At 42.7% G+C, this 16079-nt stretch carries 14 protein-coding genes; 8 read left to right on the forward strand and 6 right to left on the reverse strand.

Features of this window, described 5'->3' with window-relative positions:
- Positions 1-126 precede the first annotated feature (126 nt).
- Entirely contained in the window at positions 127-1101 is a 975-nt protein-coding gene (locus CSV72_RS14835) for a bile acid:sodium symporter family protein (RefSeq protein WP_099678999.1), read from the reverse strand.
- Positions 1098-2498: an FAD-binding oxidoreductase gene (locus tag CSV72_RS14840; RefSeq protein ID WP_099679000.1), complete on the reverse strand. Its 1401-nt coding sequence runs from the start codon at positions 2496-2498 to the stop codon at positions 1098-1100. The genes CSV72_RS14835 and CSV72_RS14840 overlap by 4 nt, the downstream gene beginning before the upstream one ends.
- Positions 2499-2811: 313 nt before the next feature.
- Between CSV72_RS14840 and CSV72_RS14845 the strand changes: the two genes are divergently transcribed.
- The 4 genes from CSV72_RS14845 to CSV72_RS14860 all read left to right on the forward strand — a co-directional run bounded on the left by CSV72_RS14845 (position 2812) and on the right by CSV72_RS14860 (position 6290).
- Positions 2812-4035, forward strand: a complete 1224-nt coding sequence (locus tag CSV72_RS14845; protein WP_099679001.1) for an ATP-grasp domain-containing protein — start codon at positions 2812-2814, stop codon at positions 4033-4035.
- A 6-nt stretch (positions 4036-4041) separates the two neighbouring features.
- Positions 4042-5061: a YheC/YheD family endospore coat-associated protein gene (locus tag CSV72_RS14850; protein WP_099679002.1), complete on the forward strand. Its 1020-nt coding sequence runs from the start codon at positions 4042-4044 to the stop codon at positions 5059-5061.
- Positions 5062-5225: 164 nt separating this feature from the next.
- Positions 5226-5579, forward strand: coding sequence for a CotY/CotZ family spore coat protein (locus CSV72_RS17290; RefSeq protein ID WP_369802930.1), 354 nt, complete (start codon positions 5226-5228; stop codon positions 5577-5579).
- Positions 5580-5603: 24 nt separating this feature from the next.
- Complete coding sequence (locus tag CSV72_RS14860; RefSeq protein ID WP_099679004.1) at positions 5604-6290, forward strand: DNA alkylation repair protein; 687 nt, start codon at positions 5604-5606, stop codon at positions 6288-6290.
- Between the two features lie 360 nt (positions 6291-6650).
- Here the strand turns inward: CSV72_RS14860 and CSV72_RS14865 are convergent, their stop codons facing one another.
- Together CSV72_RS14865 and CSV72_RS14870 are read right to left on the reverse strand one after the other, a co-directional pair.
- On the reverse strand, positions 6651-7124 hold the full coding sequence (locus CSV72_RS14865) for a hypothetical protein (protein WP_158232233.1): 474 nt from the start codon (positions 7122-7124) through the stop codon (positions 6651-6653).
- Positions 7125-7164: 40 nt separating this feature from the next.
- Positions 7165-7689: a hypothetical protein gene (locus CSV72_RS14870; RefSeq protein WP_233191316.1), complete on the reverse strand. Its 525-nt coding sequence runs from the start codon at positions 7687-7689 to the stop codon at positions 7165-7167.
- A gap of 114 nt (positions 7690-7803) precedes the next feature.
- Between CSV72_RS14870 and CSV72_RS14875 the strand changes: the two genes are divergently transcribed.
- The gene (locus CSV72_RS14875; protein WP_099679006.1) at positions 7804-8691 is read left to right on the forward strand and encodes a 5'-3' exonuclease; all 888 of its coding nucleotides are present in this window, start codon (positions 7804-7806) and stop codon (positions 8689-8691) included.
- On the opposite strand, the gene CSV72_RS14880 is transcribed toward CSV72_RS14875, so the two are convergent.
- Both CSV72_RS14880 and CSV72_RS14885 read right to left on the reverse strand, forming a co-directional pair.
- Positions 8680-9195, reverse strand: a complete 516-nt coding sequence (locus CSV72_RS14880) for a C39 family peptidase (protein WP_099679007.1) — start codon at positions 9193-9195, stop codon at positions 8680-8682. The two genes, CSV72_RS14875 and CSV72_RS14880, sit on opposite strands and share 12 nt — an antisense overlap.
- Positions 9196-9519: 324 nt before the next feature.
- Positions 9520-9840: a thioredoxin family protein gene (locus tag CSV72_RS14885; RefSeq protein ID WP_099679008.1), complete on the reverse strand. Its 321-nt coding sequence runs from the start codon at positions 9838-9840 to the stop codon at positions 9520-9522.
- Positions 9841-10048: 208 nt separating this feature from the next.
- Between CSV72_RS14885 and CSV72_RS14890 the strand changes: the two genes are divergently transcribed.
- The 3 genes from CSV72_RS14890 to CSV72_RS14900 are packed head-to-tail and all read left to right on the forward strand — an operon-like array spanning position 10049 to position 15474.
- Positions 10049-12433, forward strand: coding sequence for a 3-hydroxyacyl-CoA dehydrogenase/enoyl-CoA hydratase family protein (locus tag CSV72_RS14890; RefSeq protein WP_099679009.1), 2385 nt, complete (start codon positions 10049-10051; stop codon positions 12431-12433).
- 27 nt (positions 12434-12460) lie between these two features.
- Entirely contained in the window at positions 12461-13636 is a 1176-nt protein-coding gene (locus CSV72_RS14895) for an acetyl-CoA C-acetyltransferase (RefSeq protein WP_099679010.1), read from the forward strand.
- Between the two features lie 38 nt (positions 13637-13674).
- Entirely contained in the window at positions 13675-15474 is a 1800-nt protein-coding gene (locus CSV72_RS14900) for an acyl-CoA dehydrogenase family protein (RefSeq protein WP_369802929.1), read from the forward strand.
- Positions 15475-16079: the final 605 nt, after the last annotated feature.

Here is a 16079-nt window from a genome sequence, read left to right on the forward strand (position 1 = left end):
GCACACTAATAGAATGGTAAACAATTAAATATGTAAAATATAGTAATAAAATATTTTCTTCATCAATTTTATATAGAAAACGCCAAACTTCGACAAGGGTATCGAGGTCTGACGTTTTCATTATTATTATACATTTACTTTTGTTTGGATCAGAGCTTTATGTTCTTCGACTTTTTTAGTCGGCTTCTTCGACCAGATCGTCGCAAGAATAGGGCCAGAAATATTATGCCAGATTGCGCCCCATACGCTTGGGAGTGCAGCAAGTGGACCGAAGTGAGCAGTAGCAAGCGCTACACCAAGACCGGAGTTTTGCATGCCAACTTCGAGTGAAATTGCCCGTCTGTCGTTTTCGTTCAATCCGAGTCCAAGTGCAATCAAGTAACCGAGAAGTAATCCGATACCGTTATGCAAGAACACAGCGATAAATACGATTAAACCTGAGCTTGCGACGTTACCAGCATTTGCGGAAGTAACCGCAGCCACAATGATGAGAATCGCGACAACCGAAATGATCGGTACGACGGATACGCTTTTTGCCACCGCCCCAGGGAAGAATCGTTGGATAAGTAGCCCTAGAACGATTGGAATAATAATTACTTGTACGATCGACTTAAACATCGACAACGCATCTACCGGAAGCCATTGACCTGCTAACAATAATAATAATAGTGGTGTGACAAGTGGTGCCAATAATGTGGAAAGGGACGTCATTGCCACAGATAATGCAAGATTCCCTTTTGCCAGATAGACCATAACGTTTGAAGCGGTACCGCCTGGAACAGATCCAAGTAATACTAGACCGGCTGCTAGTTCGGGTGGCAGCTTCAATAAATAAGCTAAACCGAAAGCAACCAATGGCATAACAACAAATTGGGCGGCTACTCCAATGATCACGGGTAGCGGGTTTGTCAGAATGATTTTGAAGTCCACTGCACGTAAAGTCAAGCCCATTCCAAACATGACAACGCCGAGTAAAATCGTGATGTATGCACCGAGTCCGAGAAATGGAGTCGGGAACAGGAACGCCATCACAGCGACGATGATTACCCAAAAGGCAAAGTACTTTCCTGCGATAGAACCGATTGCTTCGAGTGCTTTCATCGTTTCGTCACCTCGGAGTCCAGGTGAAATATTTTGTTTGGATTCAGTAGGTGATTCGGATCGAGAGCCCATTTAATCTTCTGCATGACAAGCAATGCAGGACCATGTTCTTGTTGCTGGTATTTCTGTTTGCCAATTCCGACGCCGTGCTCTCCTGTGCAAGTCCCGCCACGTTCAAGTGCGTAGCGAACAATCTTTTCGTTTAATTCGTCGGCTTTCGCTAGTTCAGCAGGATCATTCATATCCATCATTAGCAAGACGTGGAAGTTTCCATCGCCTACGTGGCCAACAATTCCTCCAGGCATTTCAAGCGACTCGACTACTTCGCGCGCATGATTGACGGCGTTAGCTAGTTCTGAAATCGGTAGACAGACGTCGGTGACCATTAATTTTTTACCAGGATTCCCGTGGATATAAGCGTATGCCAGATTGTGGCGTGCTTCCCACAATCGATTTCTTTCCGCGTTGTCTGTTTCAAATTCAATATTTTCGCAGTGGTGATCCGCCACGATTTCTTTCGTGAACTCGACGTCTTGTTGAAGTCCAGCTTCGTTGCCATGAAACTCAAGGAATAGTGTCGGTTGTTCTTGATAATTCGTTTCGCTGAAAATATTTACTTGACGCATCGAGGATTCATCGACTAATTCTACACGCGCGATGGGAACACCCGCTTGCAAGATGGAAACAACTGCTTCTACCGCATCCTTTACAGAAGGGAAAGAAGCCCTAGCTGCTGTTATAAATTCAGGAATACCATAGACGCGTAATGTCAGCTCGGTGAAGCAACCGAGTGTTCCTTCCGAACCAACGAATAAGCCGTTCAAATGAAGACCGGAAGCAGATTTAGCCGCTTTATTTCCAGTATGTATGACTGTTCCGTCAGCCGTGACTACTTCAAGGTCACGTACCTGGTCGCGCATCACGCCGTATTTGACGGAAGTTGTACCGCTAGCATTTGTAGCTGCCATGCCGCCAAGTGTCGCGTCTGCGCCTGGATCAACAGAGAAGAACAATCCATGTTTCTTCAATTCTTTATTTAATTGAGTACGCGTGACACCTGGTTGTACAGTTACGAGGAAATCTTCTGCACGTACGTCTAGAATAGCGTTCATATTTGAAAAATCGATGGTGATTCCACCATTTTCCGGAATGACACTACCTTCTAGGCTCGATCCGAGTCCGAATGGAATGACCGCCACGCTTAGTTCGTTCGATACGCGCATGATCTCGCTTACATCTTCAGTGCAAGAAGGGAAGACGACGATATCTGGTAATTTCATTGTATGGTAGGACTCATCCTTGCCGTGAAGTTCTCTAACAGTTTTATTAATGGTCACTTGTTCTTCGGTTAAAACTTCTTGTAAGGACTGGACGATTTTTTCAGTAGTCGCTGTCATAGTTGATCTCCCCTTAATGGTGAATTAGTTTTGTTGAATGTATTTCTACTGATTGGAATTTTGTAACTATTCTAACTGACATTATACCATTATACTTACTAATCTGAACATTTCAATGATAGTTTACTTATTTTTCTTTTTTCATTCAATGTTTAACAAGCATAAAAAGTATACTTACGCATGTTCGTGGCCTATCTGACTAGCTGTAAGCTTTCATATGAATAAAAGAACGCAAAAATTAAGTGACTGTTCTATTCGTATTTTTATTAACACATACAAATGATTATCAGGCTTTGGCTAAGGAGAGTGTGAAATGGATACTATTTTGTTTGTGGAAACCATGAAGAGTGGTTCGAGCAGGGAGGCCATAAAGGCTGCAGAAAGGATAGGCTATGCCACGGTGTTGTTAACCGAGAATATGAAGTATCTCGATCAAAGAGAGGAATTCCCGGAAGTTACGCAATTGATTCATGTTGACAGCATAACGGAAGAAATGATTCGACAACAGATTCATGAATTACAGAAGTCGGGAATGAAGCTGAAAGGTATCTTCAGTTTCGTAGACCCCTTTGTTTCGATGACTGCCCATCTTGCGAATGAATTTTGCGATTCGAAAGTTTCCGCTGATGCCTATCTGAAAATGGAGGACAAAGTATTAACTAGAACAGCATTAGCTAAAAACGAAGCGACGCCTAAGTTTATAATTTATGAAACATCGGCAAATTTGAAGCAGTTCATCATCGAACAGGAGGTATTTCCCCTCATCATCAAGTCGCCGCTTTCAAAGGCGTCAAGAGATGTGTATCTCGTAGAAGATCGAAACGAAATGATGCGTGTCATGAAGAGTATGTTAAAAGCCCATCCTACCCAGCAGGTTGTCGTTGAAGAGTATTTGGATGGACCGCAGTATTTGGTTGAACTTGTGGTGGTTGATGGGGAGCTACATTTAGTTGCGGTGATTAAACAAGATATCCAAAAAGACTTGAAGTTCATCATTACTGGTTATAATTTTCAACTAACACTAGAGAAAAGCTTATATGACAAGCTTTTCAAAACAGTGGAATCCATTTGCAAAGATCTCGGAGCGAAAAATGTAGCCTGCCACCTAGAACTACGATATGTCAGGGATACCTGGAAGTTGATTGAATTGAACCCAAGAATTTCGGGCGGTGCCATGAATCGTATGATAGAAGAGGCATATGGAATCAATTTGATGGAAGAGACGTTGAAGCTATTTATCGGTGAAGAAATGAATTTAAAGAGAAGGCACGAAAATCATATTTATACGCATTATATTACCGTGAATGCTTACGGTACATTATTGAAAGTGACGGGAAAAAACAATGCAATGAAGTATGAAGGTGTGCGTGAAGTCTACGTGAAGCCACGTAAAGGAACGTTCATGACTCCACCCACTTCGATGGGAAATCGATATGGTTATGTCATCGCTTCCGGTGATTCAGCATCAAGTGCGAAACGAAACGCCTTGCATGCAGCGAAGAATATCAAGTTTTATATAGAAAAGGATGAGGAGTGAGCGCAGATGATTACAGTTGGGATGTTGCATTCAAAGAAACACCCAAGCAAAGTAGATAAAGCTTTCGCCTGGGCAGCTGTTGCTAAAATGGAAGGAATAGATTTTTACTACTTTTCACCATGTGATGTTAATTTCACGACAAACGTAATTTCAGGTTATGTTTATGAAGAAGGCGAATGGATTCAAAAAGAATTGTTGTTTCCGGATGTCATTTTCAATGCATACGGGATGAAAACCGATGAGGATACCGCCGTCTACAATAAGTTGAGCGAGATGGTTCCATTCACTTCACAACGAGTCGGCAATAAAATGAGTGTCTATAAGAGAATTAGTAAAATGTCAGGATTTGAAAAGTATTTGATCCCTTCTATTCGGGTGGATCAACCGAAAGATGTATTGGAGACTTTGACAAAATATAAAAAAGTGATTATCAAACCAGTATCCGGCAGTCAAGGGAAGGGGGTTTGGTTTATAGAGCAAGATGGAGAGCAGTTTCAGAAAGTAGTCGATACAGAAAAGACAACTACGAATCGAAAACAACTTATTTCCGAACTTCAAGACTTAATCAGTGAGGAAGACTATTTGGTTCAGCCATATATTTTATGCCGAACAAAAGATGGGAATCCGTATGATTTAAGACTGCATGTTCAAAAGGACAGAGAGGGTAAATGGATAATTCCCATTATTTTCCCTCGGATAGGTACGATGGATCGAGTGACTAGCAATATCTCACGCGGCGGTAGTAAGGGAGAGTTAATATCATTTTTACAAAGAGAATTTGACGATGAGTGGATGAATATGAAAAAAACTTTAGAGGATTTTGCTGACCACTTCACGAATGAATTCGAAAGTACTTATGACGTGGAATTCGATGAGCTTGGTATTGATATAGGTGTCGATGAAAATAATAAGCTATGGATCTTCGAAGTGAATTGGAGACCTGGATGCGTAGATTTCATGCTTGCTATTGCAATGAATCATATTCCTTATGCAATGTATATCGCCAATCAGAATAAAACGAACTAACGTTTTTCCTAATAATTACCAATTAATGCTTGACCGCACCTAACCTATCTCTCAACCTCGTCATATATATAGAAGATACGTATATATGAAAGGAAGGTTAAAAAATGAATATCCCAAGTGTGATGTGTATGGAGATGATGAAATTACTGGAAGAACAAGCGTTGATGACTAAATTCGGTCATGGATTTCAATTTGTCTGTTCGTTCCCCCTCTACGATACGATCCCCTTTACGCTTCACGACTGCGAGTTACAAAAACCGTTCAGCGCCCATTATAAATGTATAAAGACGCCGTACTTCAGATTGGAAAAACTCGATATAGATACATGCTGTGCAACATTAACCTTACTAGAGCCAGTTGATATGGATGGGAATTCAGTAGACTCTTGCGAAGAACTATACTCCCTTAAGAAGACAAAAGACTGTATCATAGTTAATATCAATTGTTTTTGTACAATCACACCATTTTCCCCTAAGCTAGTTGATAGAAAACTCCCTACCATTGAACCGAAAAAATAAATGAAAACGTATAGGTGATAAAATATGCACAATACTATTAGAAAACAATTAGTTGAACGAATAGATCCCGGCTATCAGAAGTTCTCATCGGCACTTATTCCGAATGTCGATAATATACTCGGGGTGCGTATGCCAGAGCTCCGTCAACTCGCAAAGGAGATCGCAAAAGGCGACTGGCGGGCATATTTACAGACAGCGAATGATGAGTACTTTGAAGAAGTGATGTTACAAGGCCTGGTTATTGGTTATGTAAAAGCGGACTTGGAAGAGCTGTTGACGTACGTAGCGGAATTTGTATCGAAAATAGATAACTGGTCCGTTTGCGATAGTTTTTGTTCGGGGTTGAAAATGACCAAGAAAAATAAAGAACGTGTTTGGCCTTTCCTCCAATCCTATCTAGTTTCTGAGAAAGAGTATGAACTGCGCTTCGGAATTGTCATGTTGCTCATTTATTATAGTGAGCCCGACTATATCGATAGAGTCATCGGTTTGCTAGATCGTGTGCAACATGAAGGGTATTACGTCAAAATGGCGGTTGCTTGGGCTTTGTCCATTTGCTTTGTGAAGTTGCCTGACAAAACGATGAATTATTTGGCAGGAGAGAATTCATTGGATTTGTTTACGTATAATAAAGCGTTACAGAAAATCACAGAGTCGACGCGTGTGGAACAAGATATGAAGAAATTGATTCGGAGTATGAAAAGGCGTTAACAAAAACCTAGTCTTGTGACTAGGTTTTTTGTTATGCGTATGGCATTTTACAATAGAGTGGTGTAGCCCATTTTGGCTGTATGTTTAATATACTATTGTATAAATAGAGATATATTAAAAATAAGAGAAACCTGACAAATGGTCAGGTTTCTCTTATCTCTATTACGTTTATTATTATTTCATTTCACATACATCTGAACGAATCAATTTTCTGTAAGTCTAATCCATAATACTCCCAGCGATAATGACGTGGATCCCATCGATAGCCAGCTATAGAAGTTCTGCCAACGAATGTCGGGTAGTACCAAAACCCTTTGTTTCGCGAAGTCCATACATACGTGTAACGATACAAGCAACCTGCTATACCGCCGGGATCAACAGCGCGTAGATGAGCGTCAGGATAGCTCGGTATTTGGTTTGGAGGAGCGGAAGTTGGCGCACTTTGTTGCGGTTGACCTCCTGGCTGTCCATGGTGTTGGTGTCCTTGGTGATGATCGTGGTTTCCATGCTGTTGATGTTGTCCGGGATACCCTTGATGGCCAGGCTGTCCGGGATAGCCCGAATGCCCTGGATAATTCGGTTGTTGAGGGTAACCGGGATAACTTGGTTGACTTGGATAACCGGGTTGATGTTGCGGTGGATATCCCTGTTGGTGACCCGGATAACCAGGTGGCCATTGCGGATTTTGTTGATTAGGTGGTGGATATCCAGGGGAGTTTCCACCTGGCCACCCATGCTGTTGTTGGCCGTGTTGCGGGTGACTCTGTTGATGGTGGGCATCATACTGCTGACCTGGATAACCGTCAGGCAGCTTCGGATACCACATGCCTTCATCCTGCTGATTCAAACTATCACTCCTTCATTTTGACTAATTTCAGACACAGCGAAACTGATCAATACGTTGTAAATCAATGCCTATATACTCCCAGCGGAATCTGCGTGGATTCCACTGAAACCCTGCGACGGATTGACGACCGACAAATGTCGGGTAAAACCAAAATCCATTTCGTCGTGAAGTCCATACATACGTAAAGCGATACAAACAACCTGCGATAGCGCCTGGATCTACCGCAAACGTCTGAAACTCTGGATAGCTTGGGATTTGATTTGGTGGCGGGGAAGTAGGTGCAGCCGCCTGACCACCTTGGTTTGGTGACCCTGGATTCCCTGGCCGACCTGGTTGCTGTCCAGGGAAATTAGGTTGCTGTGGAAAGCCGGGTGATGAAGGGAAGCCCGGCAAACTCGGAAACCATTGCATACCTGGGAATCCTTGAGATCCTTGCATACCTGGAAACCAAGGAGAAAACGATTGTGCTGTGGAGAAGCCTTGTGGACCAGCACCTTGCCAATATTGATCTGTGTATTGCGGGTACCCCATAAACTCATCTTGTGGATTCAACTAGTACGCCTCCTTTTCTATTCGTTTTATCATATGCAGTCTGTTGGATTTTTGACCTTACTGTCTCTTCGTGCGACAGCTGTGCTAAACTAGAGAAAAAGGAAGTGGAATATAATGAATGAAAATAAACCTCATATTTTAGTAGTGGACGGAATGGCGTTGTTGTTCCGTTCATTTTTTGCGACCGCACATAGCGGGCAGTTTTTCCGCAACGCATTGGATGTACCGACGAATGGCGTCCAAGGGTTCGCGCGGCATACGATGAGTGCCATCTCGATTTTCCAACCGACACATTTAGCGGTGTGCTGGGATATGGGATCGAAAACTTTCCGTAATGAATTATTCGCAGACTATAAAGCGCATCGCCCAGCACCTGCACCGGAATTAATTCCGCAATTCGATATGGCACGTGAGGTATCCGAAACACTAGGGTGGAAGAGTTATGGAATTAAGAACATGGAAGCGGATGATCTGATTGGTTCGCTAGTTGAAACGTGGAAAGACAAAGCAAGATTAACTGTGGTGTCGGGGGATAAAGATTTACTTCAGCTATTGAAGCCTGATGTGTCGATTGCGCTAACGAAAAAAGGCTTCACGCAGTATGATGAATACACGGAAGCTCGTTTTATAGAAGAGTATGGAATTACGCCTAAGCAATTCATTGATATGAAAGCATTTACTGGAGATTCGAGTGACGGATACCCTGGTGTGAAGGGGATTGGACCGAAGACCGCATTAAAGCTTATACAGGAGTATGGTTCGGTCGATGGTGTGCTTGCAGCAAGAGAAAAACTAACGGCAGGCGTACAAAAGAAGCTGAATGCAGAAGAAGAGATGTTGATGATTTCAAAGGATCTCGCAACCATTCATTGTGAAATCAAACTTGATGACCCTCTAGAAGAATTGATCATTCCCGAGTTCACTGCAGAAACGGCCCAAGTAATGGAAGAACTAGGCTATTCCATGATCGCTAAACAAGGATTAGCTGTTTCACCGTTCTAATAGTTCGATCTTAACAAACGTCAAAATCTTTTTATTTGGCTCAAAGGGGATGGAGCGTACACGGCTCGCGCTATTTCTGCCACCGTGATCATGAACGAGTACATGCAGATGATTGTCTACATATTCATATCCAACCATCACGACCCAGTGATAATCAAATGAAAAACGACTACACCATTTGAACTTGAACCATTTATCAAATTTCACAGCAACAGGACGGTCTTCATCGATCTGCTCGATAGCCTGCTGCGCAGTACAAATTTCCACATTCCATAGTGGACCGAGCAGTTGGTTCAGCCTACGAACAAAGCGCCAAGTAGGCAAACCGATCTTCGTACTACCCAATGTTTTATACAACTCATTAATAGAAGGAGTTTGTTCAGCAGGGAAGAAATGACGCAACAACACATACGCTGTAACAGGTCCGCAAGCCGACGGACGGTAGCGTGGTTCAATGTCGTGGTCATATTGCGATTTGCCTTTCACTTCTATGTATTTGGACATGTGGAACTCCTCCTTTAAATGACATGTTGTTGTTTGGTGGATGTGGTGGCGTGTGGCGCTCATATTTGTTGCTTAAATGCTCAATGACCCCGGCTATGCGCTCATTGTATCTTGTTAAGTGCTCTATCCAGCCAATCATACGCTCTATGTAGTGAGGTAACCGCTCATACATGCTGCTTAAGCGCTCAATGTATCTTGTTAAGTGATCTATCAAGCCAGTCTACCGCTCATGCAATCTACACAACCGCTCGATCCACCCCAATAACCGCTCAATAAAACAAATGCTGAGAACCTATAGGCTCTCAGCATTTTTACATCTCATCTTTAGACCTTTACTTCATCTAAAAACGCCATGACTTGTTCAGGTGACTTTGCAAACGCACTATGCAAGTGTGCATGCTTCTCACCATTTTTGAAGACTAACAGACTTGGAATTCCCATTACCTCATACTTCTCGGCAATTTCAGGAATAACGTCGCGATCCGCTTCATACCATGTGTATGTATCGTATTTTTCAACGATTGGATCAATGAACATATCCATACGCTTACAGTCAGGACACCAGCCTGCTTCGAACTTCACAAGTACTGGTTGGTCACTCGCAATGATTTCATCAAACTCATTTGCTGTTTTAATTTCTTTCATTTGTATCGCCTCCATTCAGTAAATAGTGTACAATGAATAAAGAATGTTTGGTATTAAATTGCTTATTTTAAAAAGTCTGATTAAACATGAAATAAATATTGCGAAATAGTTTCAAATGATTTATACTAACAATTATAGGCAACGCGTATTTTTTTTACGCTATAAATGAATGAGTGTTCATTCAAAGAACAAAAGGGGAGGATTGCACGTGACTTATCAAATTAGAAAAGCGGCAGTTTTAGGATCTGGAGTTATGGGTTCTGGTATCGCAGCACACTTGGCGAATATTGGGATTCCTGTACTTTTACTAGATATCGTACCACCGAAATTAGGTGTAGATGACGAGGCAAAAGGATTAACGTATGACGATCCAAAGTTCCGTAATAAGTTTGCGGCTACAGCGTTGGAGAAATTACTAAAACAAAAACCGGCACCTCTGACAACGAAGAAAAGTTTATCATTACTTACACCAGGAAACTTCGAGGACCATTTAGATCAATTGAAAGATGTAGATTGGATCATTGAAGTCGTTGTTGAAAACCTTGAAATTAAAAAGAGTTTATATGAAAAGATTGAACATGTGCGAAAGCCAGGCACCATCATTTCATCCAATACATCAGGTATCAGTATTGAAGCGATGACAGAAGGACGTTCGGAAGATTTCCAGAAGCACTTCCTTGGCACACACTTCTTTAATCCTCCAAGATACTTGAAATTGCTTGAGATTATTCCTACAGAAACAACATCACCTGAAGTTGTAGAATTCATGACAGTGTTCGGTGAGGATCGTTTAGGTAAGGGAGTCGTAATTGCGAAGGATACGCCAAACTTTATCGGTAACCGAATCGGAACGTATGGTTTACAAGTGACATTGCATGAAATGCTAGGACGCGGTTATACAATCGGAGAAATTGACTCGATTACAGGTACATTAATCGGCCGTCCGACATCCGCAACATTCCGTACATTAGATGTCGTGGGACTAGATACGTATATGCACGTTGCGAAAAACGTCTACGATCAGACAACTGGTGAAGAGCAGAAAACATTTGAACTACCTGATGTCGTCACTAAAATGATCGATAATGGCTGGATCGGCGCGAAAGCAAAACAAGGCTTCTACGTGAAAAAAGGCCGAGACATTATGGAATTGGATATGAAGACATTTGAATATGTTCCTACGCAGAAAATGAAAGCGCCTTCAATAGAGGTGGCCAAACAGCAAAAAGGACTAGCAAACAAAGTGAAAACGTTACTGTATGCAAAAGATCGTGCAGGTGAGATCTTGTGGAATACATTAACTCCGACGATGCTATATGCTGCACAACTTCACGGTGAAATTGCAGACGATATCGTTTCGATCGACAACGCAATGAAATGGGGCTTCGGCTGGACACAAGGACCGTTTGAAATTTGGGACGCAATCGGCGTGAAGAAGTCTGTTGATCTGCTGAAAGAAGAAGGCAAGGAAATCCCCGAACTCGTTCAGTCATTGCTTGATAAAGGCTATGAAACTTTCTATAAAGAAGAGAATGGCGATACGTACTACTTCGACGGCTCAGACTATCAGGCTGTGCAAGTAAATGAGAAAGCCATCAACTTGAAACAGTATAAGAAAAAGCACGGTGTCATCAAGAAGAACTCTGGCGCAAGCTTGATTGATCTTGGAGATGGCGTAGCCTTACTGGAATTCCATTCACAATCGAATGCTATCGGTCTAGACATCATTCAGATGATCAACTTCGCAGTAGATGAAGTGGAGCAGAATTTCAAAGGACTTGTGATCGGGAATCAGGGGAAAAACTTCTGTGTTGGTGCAAACCTTGGCATGATTTTAATGGAAGCACAAGATGATAATATTTTCGAACTCGACTTTGTCATCCGTTCATTCCAAAACGCAATGTTGAAAATCAAATATAGTGGCAAGCCAGTTGTTGCGGCGCCATTCCAGATGACGCTAGGTGGCGGAGCAGAAGTTTGTCTTCCAGCTGCACATATTCAGGCATCTATGGAAACGTATATGGGACTAGTTGAAGTAGGGGTAGGCTTGATTCCAGGTGGTGGCGGTAACGTCAACTTGTATCAGAAGCACTTAAAAGGCTTGCCAAACGGTGTACCTACTGATTATCAACATATTGCGAATAAAGTATTTGAATCGATTGCGATGGCGAAAACGTCGACATCTGCTGAAGAAGCTCGAGAGAACAACTTCCTCGACTTTGCAGACGGCATTAGTGTCAATCCGGATCATCTGATCTATGATGCGAAGCATGCTGCTTTGTCATTATATGAAGCTGGCTATGTAGCGCCAAAGAGAGCGAAAGTTCCTGTAACAGGCGATTCAGGCTATGCGACATTATTACTTGCAGCAGAAGGAATGTTCAGTTCTGGATTCATTAGCGAACATGATTTGAAGATTGCGAAGAAACTCGCATACGTACTGTCAGGCGGGAAGATCCCGTATGGTACACGTGTTGATGAGCAGTACTTACTTGATTTAGAACGCGAAGCATTTTTGAGTTTAGTGGCAGAACCGAAATCACAGCAGCGTATGCAGCATATGTTGGTCAAGGGTAAGCCGTTACGTAACTGATGAGAGATAGCTAAAGGAGGAAACAGAATGCGCGAAGCAGTAATTGTAGCCGGTGCTCGAACACCGATTGGAAAAGCAGGAAAAGGTTCTTTGGCAACTGTACGTCCGGATGATTTAGGGGCGTTGACTATAAAGGAAACATTGAAGCGTGCAGGAAATTATGATGGACCAATCGATGATTTAATCATCGGTTGTGCCATGCCAGAAGCGGAGCAAGGTATGAACGTAGCGCGTAATATTGGCGCGTTGGCAGGATTGCCAGATACCACACCAGCCGTAACGGTCAACCGTTTTTGTTCATCCGGTTTGCAGTCGATTGCTTATGCGGCAGAACGTATCATGCTAGGTCACTCGGAAGCAGTTCTAGCGGGTGGCGTTGAATCGATGAGTATGGTCCCGATGATGGGAAATACAATTCGTCCGAACTTTAAACTGGCGGAAGAAGCACCTGAATACTACATGGGAATGGGACATACAGCGGAGCAAGTGGCGCAAAAGTATGGCATCTCTCGTGAAGATCAGGACGCGTTCGCGGTTGAATCTCATAAACGTACGGAAGCGGCAATCAAAGAAAATAAATTTGTCGATGAGATTGTACCAGTTGAAGTAACGAAGCGTTTTGTCGATGCAGACGGCAAGTATCAGGAAAAAACGGTTTTATTCGAAATGGATGAAGGCGTACGACCAGGTACGACGACTGAGATTCTGGGGAAACTACGTCCGGCCTTCTCAGCGAAAGGTTCTGTCACAGCTGGAAACGCGTCACAAACATCTGACGGGGCAGGAATGGTTTTATTAATGGATAGGGAAGTTGCTGAAGGGCGTGGCTTACAACCATTAGCGAAATTCCTTTCATTCGCAGTAGGCGGCGTTCCACCAGAAGTGATGGGGATTGGACCGATTGTAGCTGTTCCAAAAGCTTTGAAACTAGCAGGTCTATCTATTGAAGACATCGATCTTTTCGAGCTCAATGAAGCATTTGCATCTCAGTCACTCGCAGTTATTCGCGAACTTGGACTGGATACGGATAAAGTGAACGTCAATGGTGGAGCTATTTCATCAGGTCATCCACTAGGCGCGACAGGAACTATTTTAACTTTGAAATTAATTAATGAATTGAAACGCCAAGGGAAAAAGTACGGTGTCGTCACGATGTGTATCGGTGGCGGAATGGGAGCAGCTGGAGTGTTCGAAGTTCTATAAAATAAAATTAAACATACAAACAAATAGGGGGAAATACTATGACTAAAGCTATGGAGGGAACAACTATGACAGATTTCGTAAAAGGCGGAGCATTTTTAACTGAGGATATGGACGCTAGTCGTGTTTTCACACCAGAGGACTTTACAGATGAACAAAAGATGATTGCTAAAACAACAGAAGAGTACGTGAAAAATGATGTAACACCGTTGATTGAAAAGCTAGAAAACCATGAATTTGAGAACTCTGTAACATTGCTGAAGAAAGCTGGAGATCTTGGTCTTCTAGCAGCAGACATTCCAGAAGAGTATGAAGGACTTGCACTAGATAAGATTTCATCTGCATTGATTGCGGAGAAATTATCAGTAGCGGGCGGCTTCTCTATCACTCACGGTGCCCACGTAGGGATCGGTACATTGCCGATTGTATTATTCGGTAACCATGAGCAAAAAATGAAGTACTTGCCAAACTCTGCAAGTGGAGCGAAAATCTCCGCTTATGCATTGACAGAGCCAAGCTCAGGGTCAGACGCATTAGGCGCGAAGACGACTGCTAAATTAAACGCTGCAGGTACACACTATGTACTAAACGGTGAAAAACAGTGGATCACGAACTCTGCATTTGCTGATGTTTTCGTAGTCTACGCAAAAGTAGATGGAGACAAATTCACAGCATTTATCGTTGAAAAAGAGTATCCGGGTGTTTCAGTAGGACCGGAAGAGAAGAAAATGGGTATCAAATCATCTTCTACACGTACGTTGATTTTAGAAGACGCAGAAGTACCTGTTGAAAACTTATTAGGTGAAATTGGTCGCGGACATGTGATTGCGTTCAATATCTTGAACATCGGTCGTTACAAACTTGGAGTAGGTACAATCGGCGGATCGAAGCGTGCACTTGAATTGGCTATCAAATATGCGAATCAGCGTAAGCAGTTCGACACACCGATTTCTTCATTCAACTTAACAAAAGAAAAGTTCGGTACGATGGCTTCTATGTTGTACGCAACAGAAAGCTTGATCTATCGTACGGTTGGGTACTTCGAAGAGCGTAATGCGGCGATGAGCCCTGAAGAGCAAAAAGACGGTGCAAAAGTGGCAGCTTCCATTGCTGAATACGCAATTGAATGTTCTATTAATAAAGTAGTAGGTTCAGAAGTATTAGATTACATCTCTGACGAAGCGGTTCAAATTCACGGCGGTTACGGCTTCATGGCTGAGTACGAGGTAGAGCGTATCTATCGTGACTCCCGTATTAACCGTATCTTTGAAGGAACGAATGAAATCAACCGTATGATTGTTCCAGGTACGTTCTTGAAGAAAGCAATGAAAGGCGAATTGCCATTGCTTCAACAAGCACAAGCATTGCAGGAAGAGTTGTTGATGCTTATGCCGGAAGAAGTGGGCGACGAAGCGTTGGCTCAAGAGAAGGCGCTTGTGAAGAACGCGAAGAAGATCGGTATCTTGGTTGCAGGACTTGCAGCACAGCGTTATGGCACGAAGTTGGATCAGGAGCAGGAAATTCTTGTGAACATCGCAGACATTGCGAATGATCTATTCGGTATGGAGTCTGCATTGCTTCGTACGGAGAAGGCGATCAACAAGAATGGTGAAGAGAAAGAGAACCAGAAGCTTCTTTATACACAGATCTTCTGTCAAGAAGCGTTCGGACGTATCGAAGCGGCAGCAAAAGAAACATTGCTTGCAGCGGTAGACGGCGACAACCAGCGCATGATGATTTCGGCGTTGCGTAAGTTGACTCGTAATAATCCGTATAACTTGATTGCGAAGAAGCGTGAAGCGTCAGTGAAGCTGATCGAAGCAGAGAAGTATATCGTTTAATCATAGCTTAGACAAAACGCCTCCTATGTGGGGCGTTTTTGTTGTTTCTGAAATTGTTTAAGTTCAAGTTCAAGTTCAAGTTCAAGTTCAAGTTCAAGTTCCAAAGCAAGTGCTTGGGAGTAGTTAGTGAATTTGTGAGTGGTTCGGGATGGAAGCTCCAGTTGGGGGACGCTTTCCCATGGGCTCTCGGTGAGCCAACCAGTTCGCTGCGCTCTCTTTTGGTTGTCTCACCTTTCGAGCTGATCCATCGGGAGTCGCCACCAACTTCCGCTTCAATCCTACGATGATAGTGTGAGTACTTAGATCACTCACTATAGTTTATATGTGACTAATTGTTTTATTTCAACTTATTAAAATTCAAGTGTTAGGGCTCAAGTTCTTGTTCAAGTTCAACATCAATTACAATCTTAACTTTAATGGGCAACAAAAAGTATCACCCACTCGTATTGCAAGGGATTGGAGCGTAGGAGGGGCGACTCCCTCTTGAACAGACGATAGTGACAAGGTTTATCGAGCTTTTTAGATGAGTGAAAAATATTTTTTAGCTGGAGAGCTATCAAACATATTCCACGTAATACAACTTCGGTTAAAAAGTGGAAATGGAT

Source organism: Sporosarcina sp. P20a, from assembly GCF_002743175.1.
Classification (GTDB): Bacteria; Bacillota; Bacilli; order Bacillales_A; family Planococcaceae; genus Sporosarcina.